This window comes from Mesorhizobium sp. M0598 (assembly GCF_040320865.1).
GTDB lineage: Bacteria > Pseudomonadota > Alphaproteobacteria > Rhizobiales > Rhizobiaceae > Mesorhizobium.
The window spans coordinates 11,926-26,270 of the sequence record NZ_JAMYQL010000004.1 but is presented as its reverse complement, the minus strand read 5'-3'; the positions used below and the strand labels follow the sequence as shown (position 1 = coordinate 26,270).

Here is a 14,345-nt window from a genome sequence, read left to right as displayed (position 1 = left end):
CGGTAAACCATCCGTTCAACGTATGGAGTTTACGCATGAGGGACGTAGCCAAGCCGGCCGACGCGGATTTTTCGCAGGCCGGCGTCGATTTTCCGCCACCGATTGGCGGCCTGCTCAAACGCAGCTTCGATATTGCCGGTTCGCTGATCGGCCTGGTCGCTCTCAGCCCGCTGTTCGTAATGATAGCGCTGCTTGTCAGGTTTTCCGATGGCGGGCCGATTTTCTATGGTCACAGCCGAATCGGCCGCGGAGGACGGATTTTTCCGTGCCTCAAGTTCCGCACCATGGTTCCAGACGGCGAGCGGGTGCTTGCTGCCTATCTCGCCGCGAATCCGGAGGCCAACGCCGAATGGATAGCGACCCGCAAGTTGAAGAACGACCCGCGGATCACGCGCGTCGGAGCGGTGCTGAGGAAGCTCAGCCTCGATGAGTTGCCGCAGATCATCAACATCCTGCAGGGGGATATGAGCCTGGTCGGGCCTCGTCCCGTGGTGCGCGATGAGCTGGAGATATATGGCAATTCGGCCGTCTATTACCTGAAATCGCGCCCCGGCCTCACCGGGCTTTGGCAGGTCAGCGGACGCAACGATGTTTCGTATGACAGCCGCGTCGCATTCGACAGGCACTATGTCGAGAACTGGTCGATGTTCGAAGACATTCGCATCATCATCAAGACCGTACCTGCGGTCTGGATGTCGCGAGGCTGCTACTGACGGCCGCTTGCTGGCCGTGCATCGAGGAGCGACTGTCCAGAATTCGGGCCCGGAACTCAGGCCCCTAACTCAGGCATCGGCAGCTCATCGGGCGGGGCAAACCAGATCGGAAACGCTCAGTTGAAAGCAGATATAATCGATATCTTTTGCACCGGCATTCTCTCCAGACGCATGCGGCGAGTACGGCTTTTGACGACTTGCCTTACAATGGCGACCGGCCTGACCCTGTCGCTAGCCTTGCCACAGTTTGCCTTCGCCGACGACTATCGGCTTGGAGCACAGGACAAGCTGACCATCCGCGTGGCGGAATGGCAGACCGTCGAAGGCACGTTCCGTGACTGGTCGGCCATCAATGGAGAATACACGGTCGGCCCCGCTGGAACCTTGTCGGTTCCCTTCGTCGGCGAGATGCCCGCATCCGGCAAGACGACTTCGGAGATCGCGGCATCGCTCGGTGAGGCGCTGCAGCGCAAGCTCGCTCTGGCCGACAAGCCGGAGGCTTCCGTCGAAATGGCGCAGTACCGGCCATTCTACATCTCTGGCGAGGTGCAATCGCCCGGCCAGTATCCTTGTGTGCCTGGGTTGTCCGTGCTGAAAGCGATGAGCATTGCCGGCGGAGCCCGGCGGAACCCGGAGAGCGGACAGCGCTACGACCGCGACCTGATCAATGCCAAGGGCAATTTCGACGTACTACAAGACCAATTGGTCAGGCTGACCGTCAAGCGCGCCCGCATCGAAGCAGAACTAGCGGACAAGCCGACATTCGCGGTGCCGAAAGAGGTGGCCGACGATCCGAAGCTGCCCAGCATCGTTGCCGATGAGACGGCGATCCTGGCGGCCGACCAGAAGAAACTCAAGCTGCGCTTGCAGGCGCTCGACGATTTGAAGGCACTGCTGCAAAGCGAGATCGATTCGCTGCAGAAAAAGATCGTCAACCAGCAGAAGCAGGTCGATCTGGCGAAAGAGCAGCTCAACGGCATCGGCTCGCTGGCGCAAAAGGGCCTGGTCGTCAACACGCGGGTTTTGAACTCGCAGCAAACCATCGCCGACCTCGAGGGCCAGATCCTGGATTACGAAACGGCGATTCTCACGGCCAAGCAGTCGATCAGCAAGGCCACCCAGGACGCCATCGATCTGGAGAACACCCAGAACTCCAGCCTCGCGACCGACCGGCAACAGACGGAAGCCGATCTCAACGAGGTGACGCTGAAGCTGAATATGGAAAAGGCCTTGATGTCCGAAGCCTTGTCGGGCAGCCCCATGCCGCAATTCTACGGCAACAACGAACCAGCGGCCTTGTCATTTTCCCTGGTGCGGGTTGTCGACGGCAAGACCAGCGAAATCACCGCCGATGAAGACACGCCGGTGCTGCCAGGGGACGTGATCAAGGTCAAACCGGCGCCCCTGGCCATCCAGTAGCTTCTTTCCACCGGAGCAAAGCACCAACCCCGCAGGCAGCGGTCTGCGGGGTTTTTGCGTTTGGGATCTTATGGATCAGAAAACAAGCCGGCCTTCGGGCAACGAACCGCCTGGATCCGCCCGCTCTAGCCTCGCACGGCGTCCGGTTCCTCTAGATGGTTCACGGCGCTCCACCGGGAAGGAGCGACGGCCGGCACCCTCAGCAGCTTGAAGTAGCTGTAGTACAGCAGAAACGATCCCATGATGTAGGGATTGAGGGTCTCGACCTCGACGAAGGATCGGATGAACAGAAGCACCATGACGCCGGCAAGAATCACGGACTCGGCTTGCCATGTCCTGAATATCAGCGCCGAGACGTGGCCCCAGAGCGTGCGCAGGATGATCAGCGAAAGCAGTGTCGCGCCGACGAAGCCGAGTTCCACCAAGGTCTCGATGTAGGTGTTGTGGAAGTGGAAGCCGCTTCGCGCGGCGATATAGAATTCGTTCCACAGCCGCTCGGCCTCGGAGAAGCCCTGCACCCAATAAGCCGCGTAGCCGACGCCGAGGATGGGCGATTGCTGCGCGGCATTCCAGCCCTGTTGCCAGAGGTAGGTTCGTCCGGTGAGCGTCGAATCCTTGCCGAAAAGGCCAAGGACAAAGTCCATCAGCCCGAGATTCAGCGCAATCACGGTGCAGGCGACCAGCCCGCCCGCACCGATTATGAAAATCACCCGGCGATGGCGGAGCGAAAGCAGCTTGCCGATGGAAAGCAGGGCGACCAGAGCGAGAACCGCGGGGGTCGACGCCATCGAAGTGGCCGAATGCGACACCACCAGCAGATAGCCCGACAGAAGGACGATCGGTACAATCAACAAAAAGCTTATGCGTCCGCGCCTGAGAAAGGCCAGGTAGACAACGCAGAAATAGATGCCGAGCGATGCGACAAAGCCGATCTGGTTCTTGGAGCTGAAAGCGCCGACGAAATTGTATGTCCCGTCGAGAACGTCGTAGGAATAACTTGCGACCTTGAGCGAGTAGAGCAGGACGACGAAAATCCCGATCAGGGCGCCTATGGTCAAGGTCCGGACGCTGACGGTGCGCGCGGCAATGTAGGCGCAGGCGATATGGGAGCAATATTGGACGGCCGTTCTTGCCGTGGTGCCGGGAGCCGCCGACCAGAACACCGAGAAGCAGACATAGGTTGCAAAGGCCAGCGGAAGCCAGGCGCTGGAAGCGTGCCTTAATATCTTGCGATAGTCGACCAGGATGAGCGGTAGCCAGACCGCATAATAAGCCAGGATCATGGCCTGGCCGAAAATGGTCGAGTAGGAGAACGCCCAGATCGAGACGGCAACGGCAAAGCTGCCATAGACCGTGTTCTTGTCCGGATCGATCAACAGAGATTTTGGAATCTTCATCTCGATAGCGGTTTTCCGTCCTTGCAGCTCAATGCCGATTTCATGGGCCGCTCGTGGGCCGATTCGTCGGATCGATGGGAGCCTCGCCTGCAGGCGCTCGCATTGTGCAGTGCAATATAACCCATCCGGCGCCGCCTGTCACCCGGATGCCAACCGGGCGCGTCGTTCCAGCCGTTCTCTCCATACCGGGCGAGACGATTTGGCCAGAAGGCAGTGCCGTACAATTGACCGGTGCTGGCCCATCATAAGCTGTTCTGAGGTTGCAAGTCCGCGCTTGAACTTGTCCGCCGTTGACTTCACATTCGCCGCCCATTGGGAGGAAGACCACATGCCGATGAGTTTCGCGGGACGATTTGCCGGACGATCTGCTGTTATCACCGGCGGCGCCTCAGGCATCGGCCTGGCCGTCGCGCAAAGGATCACTGACGAAGGCGGGCGTGTTTCGGTCTGGGATCGCGATGCCGCCCAGATCGAGCAGGCCAAGGCCATTGTTCCAGGCCTGCACAGCGTCACCTTAGACGTCGCCGACCCCATAGCGGTCGAAGCCGCCGCCGGAGAGACGATCGAAGGGCTTGGCGCGGTCGATATCCTTGTCACCAGCGCTGCCATCACCGGACCGAACATGACGACCTGGGAGTATTCCGTCGAGGATTGGCGCCGGGTCATCGACATCAACATCAACGGCGTCTTCTTCTGCAACAAGGCGCTGGTCCCGCATATGCTCGAACGCAATTACGGCAGGATCATCAACATCGCCTCGATTGCCGGCAAGGAAGGTAACCCGAACGCCTCGGCCTACAGCACCGCCAAGGCGGCGGTGATCGGCATGACCAAATCGCTCGGCAAGGAACTGGCCAAGACCAAAGTAACGGTGAACTGCGTCACGCCGGCGGCCGTGCGCACCGCGATCTTCCAGCAGATGAGCCAGCAACACATCGACTTCATGCTGTCCAAAATACCGATGGCGCGGTTTGGCGAGGTAGAGGAGGTAGCGGCGCTGATTTGCTGGATCGCGTCCGAGGAATGCTCGTTCACGACGGCTGCGGTCTTCGACGTCTCCGGCGGCCGGGCGACCTACTGAGCGAGCGGTAAGGCAAGCGGCTCCCGGACGCGGCGCCTCAGTCGTGAAGCTCCCGCGAGATCGGCGGGCCGATCGAAAAGTCGCTGAATGTCACTTCGAAACCCTCGCGCTGCGGCGAACAGCACATCATGCCGACATCGACCGTTTTCGACGGGGGAAAATAGGCAAGCCGCACCGGTTTCCAGTGCTTGTCAGATGCGTCGCGATACTGGACGCGGATCGTCTCGGCATGGCGGGTCAGGCGGATCCTGACCCCGTCCGGATCGGCCGGAATGCTGGCCAGCGACCAGTCGGAGGCATCGTTGGTGACGACGACGGAAAAATACATCAGCCCGTCGGTGTATTCGATGCCGGCCTTGATCCAGTGAGTCTCGCTCAGGCGGACCATAAGCCCGGCCTGATCGTAAAGCACCTCATAGTGCCCCTTGACCGTGACTTCGGCGCTGAAATCGCCGTCGACCTCACGATAGAGGAAATGGCCATTGTCGCGCCAGAAGCCGTAGAACGTCTCGCGCCAGAAGTCGGTCTCCTCGCCGGTCCGTACATGCACCGTATTGTTGCCGAAGGCGTGGTGCGGCGGCGGATTGAGCCAGGTCAGGTCCGTATTCTCAGATGCCATCGACTGCTCGCTGCCTGGCTGGTCTGCCGCCTTTTCTTAGCCGGCAAACGTGTAAGCGGTTTTCACCGTGGTGTAGAACTCTGCGGCATAGCGGCCCTGCTCGCGCGGGCCGTAGCTCGATCCCTTGCGCCCGCCGAAAGGCACGTGGAAGTCGACGCCCGCCGTCGGCAGATTGACCATGACCATGCCGGCTTCCGAATTGCGCTTGAAGTGCGTGGCATGCTTGAGGCTCGAGGTGCAGATGCCGGACGTCAGCCCGAACGGCGTGTCGTTGGCCACCGCCAGCGCCTCGTCATAATCCTTGACGCGGATGACGTTGGCGACCGGGCCGAAAATCTCCTCGCGCGAGATGCGCATGGCGTTGGTGGTTTCGGTGAACAGCGCAGGCTGCAAATAGAAGCCGCGGGTTTCGCGATCGAGCCGCTCGCCGCCGAAGGCAAGGTCCGCGCCTTCCTGACGGCCGATGGCGATATAGTCTTCGTCCTGTTTCAACTGGCTCTGGTCGACAACCGGTCCGATCTGGGTCTTCGCATCGAGAGCATCGCCGACGACCAGCTTGGCCATGCGGTCCTTGAGCGCCTCGACGAAGCGGTCGTGGATGCCGTCCGTCACCACCAGCCGGGACGACGCCGTGCAGCGCTGGCCGGTCGAGAAGTAGGCACCGTTGATGGCGCAGTCGACGGCCACGGCAAGGTCGGCATCGTCGAGCATGACAAGCGGGTTCTTGCCGCCCATTTCGAGTTGGAACTTGCGCATGTGCTCGACACTGGCGGCGGCGACGCGCTTGCCGGTGCCGACCGACCCGGTGAAGGTGATGGCGTTGAGGTCGGGGCTATCGAGCATCGCCTGGCCGACCACCGAACCTTTGCCCATGACCAGGTTGAGCACGCCCTTGGGCAGGCCGGCGCGGTGCAGGATGTCGACAATGGTCCAGGCGCTCTCCGGAACGAGTTCCGCCGGCTTGAAGACGATGGTGTTGCCGTAAGCCAGCGCCGGAGCGATTTTCCAAGCCGGGATGGCGATCGGGAAATTCCACGGCGTGATGATGCCGACGACTCCGACCGCTTCGCGGGTGATCTCGACGCCGACGCCGGGCCGCACGCTCGGCACCAGCTCGCCCGACAGGCGCAACGTCTCGCCGGCGAAAAAATCGAATATCTGGGCGGCCCGCACAGTCTCGCCGATGCCCTCGACCAGCGTCTTGCCTTCTTCGCGCGCCAACGCCCGGCCTATTTCATCTTTCCGCGCGGTGATCTCGTCCGACGTCTTCCTCAGCACCGCATGGCGTGCCAGCAGGCCCGATCGAGACCATGCCGGAAATGCCGCTTTCGCTGCCGCGATGGCCTGCCGAGCATGCTCCGCGCCCCCCGATGCATATTCGCCGACCACGTCGTCGAGATTGGACGGGTTGATGTTGCGGGAGCCGGCATCGCCTACCCACTCGCCATCGATGAGGTTCTTTCGAAACGGGATCATGTTGCTGTCGTCCTTGTCGTCCTTCGATCGCCGTCTATCTGGACCACCGACCGCCGCACCGCAAGGCCGAAGAAGGCAAACTTCTCCTTCTCGACAGGCATGTGATAGGTGTCGGGGGCGGGAAAAGACGATTCTAGTGTGGTGCGACGCGGATCGCACGGGAGGTGAAGTATCATGTCCGACAGCGCCTTGCCGCTGGTGATCAGCGCACCCGAACCGCGCACGCTCGACCTGATCTTCACGCCGGCTGCGCTGGCGAAATTTCGATCGAAATACCGCATCGTCGAAACATCGCCCGAAGGGGTGGCGATGCTGCCGGCCGATATCCTTGCCGAGGCGAGCTACATCGTCGGCCAGCCGCCGATCGCGCCGGAGACACTGGAAAAAATGAAGGCGCTGCGCTGCATCTTCAATGTCGAGAGCAACCTCATCAACAACATGCCGTATGAGACGCTGTTTTCACGCGGCATCCATGTCGTCACCACCGGGCTGGTGTTTGCCGAACCGGTGGCCGAGCTCGGCCTTGCCATGGCGCTCAACCTCGCCCGCGGCATCGTCGACGCCGATCTCGCATTTCGTCAGGGCAAGGAGCTGTGGGGCGGCGACGGCAACCGGACGGCGCGGCTTCTTTCCGGTTCGGATGTCGGCATTATCGGCTTCGGCGATCTTGGCCGTGCACTCAACCGGCTGCTGTCAGGCTTTCGCACGCGGACAAAAGTCTTCGACCCGTGGCTGCCGCCGTCGATCCTGATCGAAAACGGCGTCGAGCCGGCCTCTCTCGACGACATTCTGTCGAACAGCGATTTCATCTTCGTCGTCGCTTCGGTGACCAGCGAAAACCAGGGTTTCCTTGGTGCCGAGGCGTTTGCCAGGATGCGCAAGGGAGCCGCTTTCATCCTGCTCAGCCGAGCCGGCGTGGTCGATTTCCCGGCACTGATGGACGCCGTCCGCAGCGGCCATATCGTCGCCGCCAGCGATGTTTTTCCTGAGGAGCCTCTGGCCCAGGATTACCCGGTCCGTACATTGCCGGGGTTCCTGCGCTCCGCCCACCGGGCCGGCGCGCTTGACATCGCCTTCAAGCGGATGGGCGACATGGTGCTGGAAGACATGGACCTGATCGACCGCGGCCTGCCGCCGATGCGTTCGAAGCGGGCCGAGCGTGAGACCGTTTCGCGAATGCGTTCGAAGCCGGTCGACAAGAATTAAGCCGCCTGCCGACGGTCGCACATGCTCAGACGGTGAAGGACCAAAACAGGCAGGCCAGTGTCGCTGCGGCGAAGACGACGAAGAACAGGCTTCTCAACAAGATGTTGCGGCGCAGCTCGTTGATGAACAGATGGCATCCGACGACGGCTGCGACAAACAGGAAGCGCCAGTTCAGCAGTGCGGAGAGCACATCGCGCTGACCGAAAGCAAATCTCGCGGCGAGACATCCAACGATGAGCGCAAACAACACGATGACCGTCCAGAAGATCGCATCGGCGGCATGTGTCAGGACGATGCCAGCGAGCCTGATCGGCAGAACCATCATCAGCAGTGCGCTGAAAAAATAGATCGCCGCGAGCGGAATGAACGTCCCCGCATCGGCGACGTCGCTCAAGCGCTTGGCGCCGATCGCGCCATAGGGATAGCCATGCCTGGCCACTATCAGGCTGAGCGCCATCAGCAAGGCCGTCAGCACGGCGGCAAGCGCGAATGAGGTCAGGGCTTTGCTCATGGGGTTCCCGTTCCGAGCGAATCGACGTCAGAACGTTGGTAGCCCATGGTTTGTAAATTGCTGGTAAGCATCATGTAGCGGCACGGCAGAGTTTCTCGGCGCATTCACTCCGCAGCTTGTAAACGCCGCCCGTCGATAATGGTCTTGATCTCGGCGCGGCAAGAGCCGCAATTGGTGCCGGCGTGAAGGACGGCGCCGATTGCCGCGACGCTGGTACAGCCGCCGCGTACCGCTTCCGCGATCTGGTTGGCACCGACCCCGAAACAGGCGCAGACGATGGCACCGCGGTCGACGCTGTTGCCGGCCGGCCGCCCGGCGACAATCGCCAACCGCGCCTGCCGATCGGCATGGTCAGCACCAAGTTGTTCGACCGCCCAGCCGCGCGACACCGCCACCGGGGTAGGCGCCAGATAGAGCGCGCCGACCAGCCGATTGCCTGCGAAACGGGCGAAGCGATGGTGCCCGCCGGCGATGTCGTGATAGGCGAGCGTCTCCCCTTCCATGCCTAACAGGGAGGCGGCAAACCCGGTCCAGTCACGGCTGTCCTGCAGCGCAATTTCAAGCCGCCAGCCGGCGGGGCAGCGGGCGAGGCTCCAGTAATCGGCGTCGATCGAGGCGGGCCGTTCGGCAAGCACGGCGAAGCCGAAGGCAGTGGCGGCGAACCGCTGGATGCGGGCGGCAACGTTCTTCGAGGCCGGCTGACCTGAAATCGCATCGGTCGTCGGCGGGACCAGGGCATCGACACGCGCGCGGGCGGAGATCTGATCGGTCCAGTGCATCGGAACGAATACAGAGCCTTGGCGTTGGCGCACCGTCACCAGCGCGCGGACCAGCACCTCGCCATGGCCAGTCGAGACGCGCACGATGTCGGCATCGCCGATACCATAGTGCTGCGCATCCGCCGGGTGGATTTCGACAAACGGTTCGGCCATGTGCTGCGACAGGCGCGGGCTTTTGCCAGTCCGCGTCATGGTGTGCCAATGGTCGCGGACGCGCCCGGTGTTGAGGACGAGCGGGTAGTCCGGGTTGGTGCGGGTTTGTGCGGCTGGGCGGATGGCAATGAAGCGCGCCTTGCCGTCGGGCGTGTAGAAGCCGCCATTGGCGAAGAAGCGGATGCTGGCTGAGCTATGTCCAGCCTGAACACCCCCCTCTGGCCTGCCGGCCATCTCCCCCTCAAGGGGGGAGATTGGCGGCTTTGCCGGCTGCGCCCACTCATCAACCTGGGAGACTGGCGATAGCCGAGCAGCAGGCTGATCTCCCCCCTTGAGGGGGAGATGGCCGGCAGGCCAGAGGGGGTCATCTGCGACGGCCTCCACCTCGGTGGGGCGACCCGGAGAGGTCGAGACTTCACCACCGACCCCACCCCGTCCCGCTTGTTTCGCTTTGCTCAACGCGCGTGCCGACCCTCCCCTCAAGGGGGAGGGTGAGGCCGGCGCTGGCCATTGGAACGGCAGAAGATCCTCATAGGCCTCTGCACCGATATCGCCATACGCGCCTATATCAAAATCGCGAACGCCATCATTCTCGAATGTCGACAGCGCCGCGTGCTCGGCGAAGATGTCGGCCGGCGACACATGCGAAAAAGCCTCGCCGAAGCCCATCCGCTTGGCGACTTCAGCGATGATCCACCAATCTGGCCTTGCCTCGCCGGGCCTGGCCAAAAAAGCCCGCTGGCGCGAGATGCGGCGCTCCGAATTGGTGACGGTGCCATCCTTTTCGCCCCATGCGGTGGCCGGCAGCCGGACATGGGCGTGGCGGACCGTGTCGGTCTCGCCCAGCACGTCCGAGACCACAACAAACGGGCAGGCCCTGATCGCCGCCTCGACGGCATCGGCGTCCGGCATCGAATCGACCGGGTTGGTGGCCATGATCCACAGCGCCTTGATGCGTCCGTCGGCCACCGCTTGGAACATCTCGACCGCTTTCAGGCCGGGTTTTTCGGCGACGGTTGGGGCATTCCAGAAGCGCTGCACGCGTTCGCGGTGCTCGGGGTTTTCGATCTCCATGTGGGCGGCCAGCATGTTGGCCATGCCGCCGACCTCACGGCCGCCCATGGCGTTGGGCTGGCCGGTCACCGAGAACGGCCCGGCGCCGGGCTTGCCTATGCGGCCGGTGGCCAGATGGCAGTTGATGATGGCGTTGACCTTGTCGGTGCCCGAAGACGACTGGTTCACGCCTTGGCTGTAGACGGTCACCGTCTTCGCCGTCGCGGCAAACAGGCTGTAGAAGCGGGCCAGTTCGTCCTCACTGAGACCCGTGGCAGCCGCGATGCCGGCAAGATCGAGCGCCGAGGCGGCGAAAAGCGCTTGCCCGAAGCCGGTCGTGTGTGCCGTGATATAGGTGCGGTCCAGCGCGTTGTGCTGGCCGAGATAGGCGAGCAGCCCGGTGAACAAAGCGACGTCGCCATCGGGCGCGATCGCCAGATGCATGTCGGCGATGTCTGAGGTCATGGTGCGGCGAGGGTCGATCAGCACCACCTTCATCTCGGGCCGCTTTTCCCGGGCGGCGGCAATGCGCTGGTAGAGTACCGGATGGCACCAGGCGAGATTGGAGCCGACCAGCACGATCAGGTCGGCAAGTTCCAGATCCTCGTAATTTCCCGGAACGGTGTCCGAGCCAAAGGCGCGGCGGTGGCCGGCGACCGACGAGGCCATGCACAGACGCGAATTGGTGTCGATATTGGCCGAGCCGATAAAGCCTTTCATCAGCTTGTTGGCGACGTAATAGTCCTCGGTCAGCAACTGGCCGGAAACATAAAAGGCGACCGAGCCGGGGCCGAGTTCGGCAATGGTTTGCGAGAAGGTCGAAGCGACAAGGTCGAGCGCTTCGTCCCAGTCAGTGCGGCGACCGTGGATCTCCGGGTATAGCAACCTGCCGTCGAGGTCGATGGTCTCAGCCAGCGCCGAGCCTTTGGAGCAGAGCCGGCCGAAATTCGCCGGGTGGTCCGGGTCGCCGCGAACGGTTATTTCACCGTCCGCGGCGACCTTCGCCAGCACGCCGCAACCCACCCCGCAATAGGGGCAGGTGGTCCTCACCTCGCGCGCTTCATCAATCTGCATGGTTCACGCCGCGCGGCTGGCCAGCGCTTCCAGCGCAATGAACAGCCGCTCGCCGTCGATCCGCACGGCAATGGTGCGCACCGCGCCCTCGTCCGCGCCGAGCGCCTTGCCTGTCTCCAGCGAGATCACCCAATTGTGCAAGGGACAGGTCACCGCCGTGCCATGGACGATGCCCTGGCTGAGCGGCCCACCTTTGTGCGGGCAATGGTCGTCGATGGCAAAGACCTGATCGTCGGCCGTGCGAAAGACGGCGATCTTTCCTTCCGGCGTGGCGACGCAGCGCGCGCCGCGACGCGGAATGTCCGAGAGCGTGCCGATCGATACCCAATTCATGTGGCCATTCCTCTTTTGCGCGTGCTCTTGTCCGAAAACTGCATTCCACTTTTCGGGAACACGCGCCTACTCCGCCGCCTGGGCAAAGCCGACCGAAGCCATCGGCCGGAATTCATGCTTGTCCTTGCCGGAAGCACGTTCCGACCATGGGTCGACCTGGGCGAATTTCTGCGAAAAGACGAAGCGGTCGAAATAGGCTTTGCGCTTCTCGCCATCGTCCATGATCTGACGCTTGATCTCAGCTATGCCGACGCGCTTGGCCCATTTGTAGATACGCTCGAGATAGCGGCCCTGCTCGCGATACATCTGCGTTAACGCCACAATATGCTCCAGCGCCTCGTCCTCGGTCTTGACCAGGCCGAGCACTTCGGTGCCCTTGATGTCGAGACCGGCGGCGCCGGCGAAATGGATCTCGTAGCCGCTATCGACGCAGATCACGCCGACATCCTTGCAGGTCGCCTCGGCACAGTTTCGCGGACAGCCCGACACCGCCATCTTGACCTTGGCCGGGGTCCACGAGCCCCACATGAATTTTTCGATACGGATGCCCAAGCCGGTCGAATCCTGCGTGCCGAAGCGGCACCAGTCCGACCCGACACAGGTCTTCACCGTGCGCAGTCCTTTGGCATAGGCGTGGCCGGAGACGAAGCCGGCCTGGCCGAGATCGGCCCATACCGCCGGCAGGTCTTCCTTGCGGATGCCGAGCATGTCGATGCGCTGGCCGCCGGTGACCTTGACCATCGGGATCTCGAACTTGTCGACGACGTCGGCGATGGCGCGCAATTCGGCGGCGTTGGTGACGCCGCCCCACATGCGCGGCACCACCGAATAGGTGCCGTCCTTCTGGATGTTGGCGTGGACGCGCTCGTTGATGAAGCGCGACTGGTAATCGTCGGCGTATTCGTCGGGCCAGTCGCAGACAAGATAATAGTTGAGCGCCGGCCGGCATTTGGCGCAGCCGCAGGAGGTCTTCCACTCCAGTTCCTGCATGACGGCGGGAATGGTCTTCAAGCCCTTGGCCTTGATCAGCCGGCGGACCTCGTCATGGCCAAGCGCGGTGCAGCTGCACATCGGCTGGACCGCCGCGGGGTTGTATTTGTCGCCGATGGTCAGCACCATCAGCTTTTCGACCAGCCCAGTGCAGGAGCCGCAGGAGGCCGACGCCTTGGTGTGGGCGCGCACGTCGTCGAGCGAGGTCAGGCCCCTGGCCGTAATCGCGCCGGTGATCTTTCCCTTACATACGCCGTTGCAGCCGCAGATTTCCGCATCATCCGGCAAGGCTGCAACGGCCGCCATAGGGTCCAGGGGGGCGCCTCCCTGGTAGGACTGGCCGAAGATGAGCGTATCGCGCATCTCGGATATGTCGGTCTGCTTTTTCTTGAGGTCGTTGAACCAGGCGCCGTCCGCCGTCTCGCCATAGAGCACGGTGCCGATGATGCGGTCGTCCTTGAGTACCAGGCGCTTGTAGACGCCGGCCGCGGCATCGCGCAGCACGATCTCCTGGCGGTCATCGCCCTCGGCGAAGTCGCCGAGCGAGAACAGCTCGATGCCGGTGACCTTGAGCTTGGTCGGCGTGTCCATGTGGACGAAAGCCGCCGCCTCATTGCCGGCCAGATGGCTGGCGGCGACGCGCGCCATCTCGTAGAGCGGCGCGACCAGCCCGTAGACCTGGCCGTTGACCTCGGCGCATTCGCCGATTGCGTAGATATCGGGATCGTTGCTGCGCATGCCGGCGTCGACGACGATGCCGCGATTGACCGCAATGCCGGCTTCCTTCGCCAGCGCCGCATTGGGCCTGATGCCCACCGCCATGACGACGAGCGTTGCGGGAATGACTGTGCCGTCGGCAAGCTCCACCCGCTCGACCTTGCCGTTGCCGGTGATCGCCTGGGTGTTGGCCTTGGTGATGACCTTGATGCCGCGCTGCTCGACGGCGCGCTGCAGGAGATATCCGGCGGCCGGATCGAGCTGACGCTCCATCAGCGTCGGCATGACGTGCAGCACGGTGACGTCCATGCCTTGCGCGTTCAGACCCGCAGCCGCTTCCAGGCCGAGCAGGCCGCCGCCGATGACCACCGCCTTGGCCCGCGACTGGGCGGCAAGCATCATCGCCTGGACGTCGTCGAGATCGCGATACGTGAGCACGCCGGGCAGATCATGGCCTGGCACCGGAATGATATACGGCACCGAGCCGGTGGCGATGACGAGCTTGTCGTAGGGCTCGGTCACGCCATGATCGGAGGTGACGGTCTTTGCCTGCCGGTCGATGGCGACGATCTTGTGGCCCTTGTAGAGGGTGATGCCGTGCTTGATGTACCAGCCGTCGCCATGGATGATGATCTCCTCATAGGCCTTTTCGCCCGACAGAACCGGCGAGAGCATGATGCGGTCGTAGTTCACGCGCGGCTCGGCGTTGAAGATGGTGACCTGGTAGCGCCCAGGCGCGTTTTCCAGGAGGTGCTCCAGCATGCGCCCGGGGGCCATGCCGTTGCCAATGATAACGAGTTTCTCGGTCATGTCCTGATCCACTC

General features: G+C 62.6%; 11 protein-coding genes. 4 read left to right on the top strand and 7 right to left on the bottom strand.

Features of this window, described 5'->3' with window-relative positions:
* Nucleotides 1-35: 35 nt before the first annotated feature.
* The gene (locus NKI59_RS06970) at nt 36-713 is read left to right on the top strand and encodes a sugar transferase (protein WP_023717993.1); all 678 of its coding nucleotides are present in this window, start codon (nt 36-38) and stop codon (nt 711-713) included.
* A gap of 207 nt (nt 714-920) precedes the next feature.
* Nucleotides 921-2,132 (top strand): polysaccharide biosynthesis/export family protein, encoded by a 1,212-nt coding sequence (locus tag NKI59_RS06965; RefSeq protein ID WP_352703583.1) that lies wholly within the window; start codon nt 921-923, stop codon nt 2,130-2,132.
* A 125-nt stretch (nt 2,133-2,257) separates the two neighbouring features.
* Here NKI59_RS06965 and NKI59_RS06960 read toward each other — a convergent pair whose 3' ends face one another.
* Nucleotides 2,258-3,529 (bottom strand): O-antigen ligase family protein, encoded by a 1,272-nt coding sequence (locus NKI59_RS06960; RefSeq protein ID WP_352703212.1) that lies wholly within the window; start codon nt 3,527-3,529, stop codon nt 2,258-2,260.
* A gap of 328 nt (nt 3,530-3,857) precedes the next feature.
* Here NKI59_RS06960 and NKI59_RS06955 point away from each other — a divergent pair, with 328 nt between their 5' ends.
* Nucleotides 3,858-4,610 carry an SDR family NAD(P)-dependent oxidoreductase gene (locus NKI59_RS06955; RefSeq protein ID WP_352703210.1) on the top strand — a complete coding sequence of 251 codons (753 nt, stop codon included), beginning with the start codon at nt 3,858-3,860 and terminating at the stop codon, nt 4,608-4,610.
* A gap of 37 nt (nt 4,611-4,647) precedes the next feature.
* On the opposite strand, the gene NKI59_RS06950 is transcribed toward NKI59_RS06955, so the two are convergent.
* Nucleotides 4,648-5,229 (bottom strand): DUF1349 domain-containing protein, encoded by a 582-nt coding sequence (locus NKI59_RS06950; protein WP_352703208.1) that lies wholly within the window; start codon nt 5,227-5,229, stop codon nt 4,648-4,650.
* Nucleotides 5,230-5,265: 36 nt separating this feature from the next.
* The gene (locus NKI59_RS06945) at nt 5,266-6,702 is read right to left on the bottom strand and encodes an aldehyde dehydrogenase family protein (protein ID WP_352703581.1); all 1,437 of its coding nucleotides are present in this window, start codon (nt 6,700-6,702) and stop codon (nt 5,266-5,268) included.
* Nucleotides 6,703-6,879: 177 nt separating this feature from the next.
* Between NKI59_RS06945 and NKI59_RS06940 the strand changes: the two genes are divergently transcribed.
* A complete protein-coding gene (locus NKI59_RS06940) occupies nt 6,880-7,911 on the top strand; it encodes a hydroxyacid dehydrogenase (RefSeq protein WP_352703206.1) in 1,032 nt (343 codons plus the stop codon).
* A gap of 25 nt (nt 7,912-7,936) precedes the next feature.
* Here the strand turns inward: NKI59_RS06940 and NKI59_RS06935 are convergent, their stop codons facing one another.
* From NKI59_RS06935 to nirB, 4 genes are all read right to left on the bottom strand, one after another.
* The gene (locus tag NKI59_RS06935) at nt 7,937-8,422 is read right to left on the bottom strand and encodes a hypothetical protein (protein ID WP_352703204.1); all 486 of its coding nucleotides are present in this window, start codon (nt 8,420-8,422) and stop codon (nt 7,937-7,939) included.
* A gap of 104 nt (nt 8,423-8,526) precedes the next feature.
* Nucleotides 8,527-11,481, bottom strand: coding sequence for a nitrate reductase (locus tag NKI59_RS06930; RefSeq protein ID WP_352703201.1), 2,955 nt, complete (start codon nt 11,479-11,481; stop codon nt 8,527-8,529).
* Between the two features lie 3 nt (nt 11,482-11,484).
* Nucleotides 11,485-11,814 (bottom strand): nitrite reductase small subunit NirD, encoded by a 330-nt coding sequence (nirD, locus tag NKI59_RS06925; RefSeq protein WP_023676297.1) that lies wholly within the window; start codon nt 11,812-11,814, stop codon nt 11,485-11,487.
* A 66-nt stretch (nt 11,815-11,880) separates the two neighbouring features.
* Nucleotides 11,881-14,331: a nitrite reductase large subunit NirB gene (gene nirB / locus NKI59_RS06920; protein ID WP_352703199.1), complete on the bottom strand. Its 2,451-nt coding sequence runs from the start codon at nt 14,329-14,331 to the stop codon at nt 11,881-11,883.
* Nucleotides 14,332-14,345 lie beyond the last annotated feature (14 nt).

Bases quoted from the DNA above. Each gene is read 5' to 3' on its own strand.
- NKI59_RS06960 (WP_352703212.1), bottom strand. From the start codon at position 3,529: ATGAAGATTCCAAAATCTCTGTTGATCGATCCGGACAAGAACACGGTC.
- NKI59_RS06930 (WP_352703201.1), bottom strand. From the start codon at position 11,481: ATGCAGATTGATGAAGCGCGCGAGGTGAGGACCACCTGCCCCTATTGC.
- NKI59_RS06940 (WP_352703206.1), top strand. From the start codon at position 6,880: ATGTCCGACAGCGCCTTGCCGCTGGTGATCAGCGCACCCGAACCGCGC.
- nirD (WP_023676297.1), bottom strand. From the start codon at position 11,814: ATGAATTGGGTATCGATCGGCACGCTCTCGGACATTCCGCGTCGCGGC.
- NKI59_RS06970 (WP_023717993.1), top strand. From the start codon at position 36: ATGAGGGACGTAGCCAAGCCGGCCGACGCGGATTTTTCGCAGGCCGGC.
- NKI59_RS06950 (WP_352703208.1), bottom strand. From the start codon at position 5,229: ATGGCATCTGAGAATACGGACCTGACCTGGCTCAATCCGCCGCCGCAC.
- NKI59_RS06935 (WP_352703204.1), bottom strand. From the start codon at position 8,422: ATGAGCAAAGCCCTGACCTCATTCGCGCTTGCCGCCGTGCTGACGGCC.
- NKI59_RS06965 (WP_352703583.1), top strand. From the start codon at position 921: ATGGCGACCGGCCTGACCCTGTCGCTAGCCTTGCCACAGTTTGCCTTC.
- nirB (WP_352703199.1), bottom strand. From the start codon at position 14,331: ATGACCGAGAAACTCGTTATCATTGGCAACGGCATGGCCCCCGGGCGC.
- NKI59_RS06955 (WP_352703210.1), top strand. From the start codon at position 3,858: ATGCCGATGAGTTTCGCGGGACGATTTGCCGGACGATCTGCTGTTATC.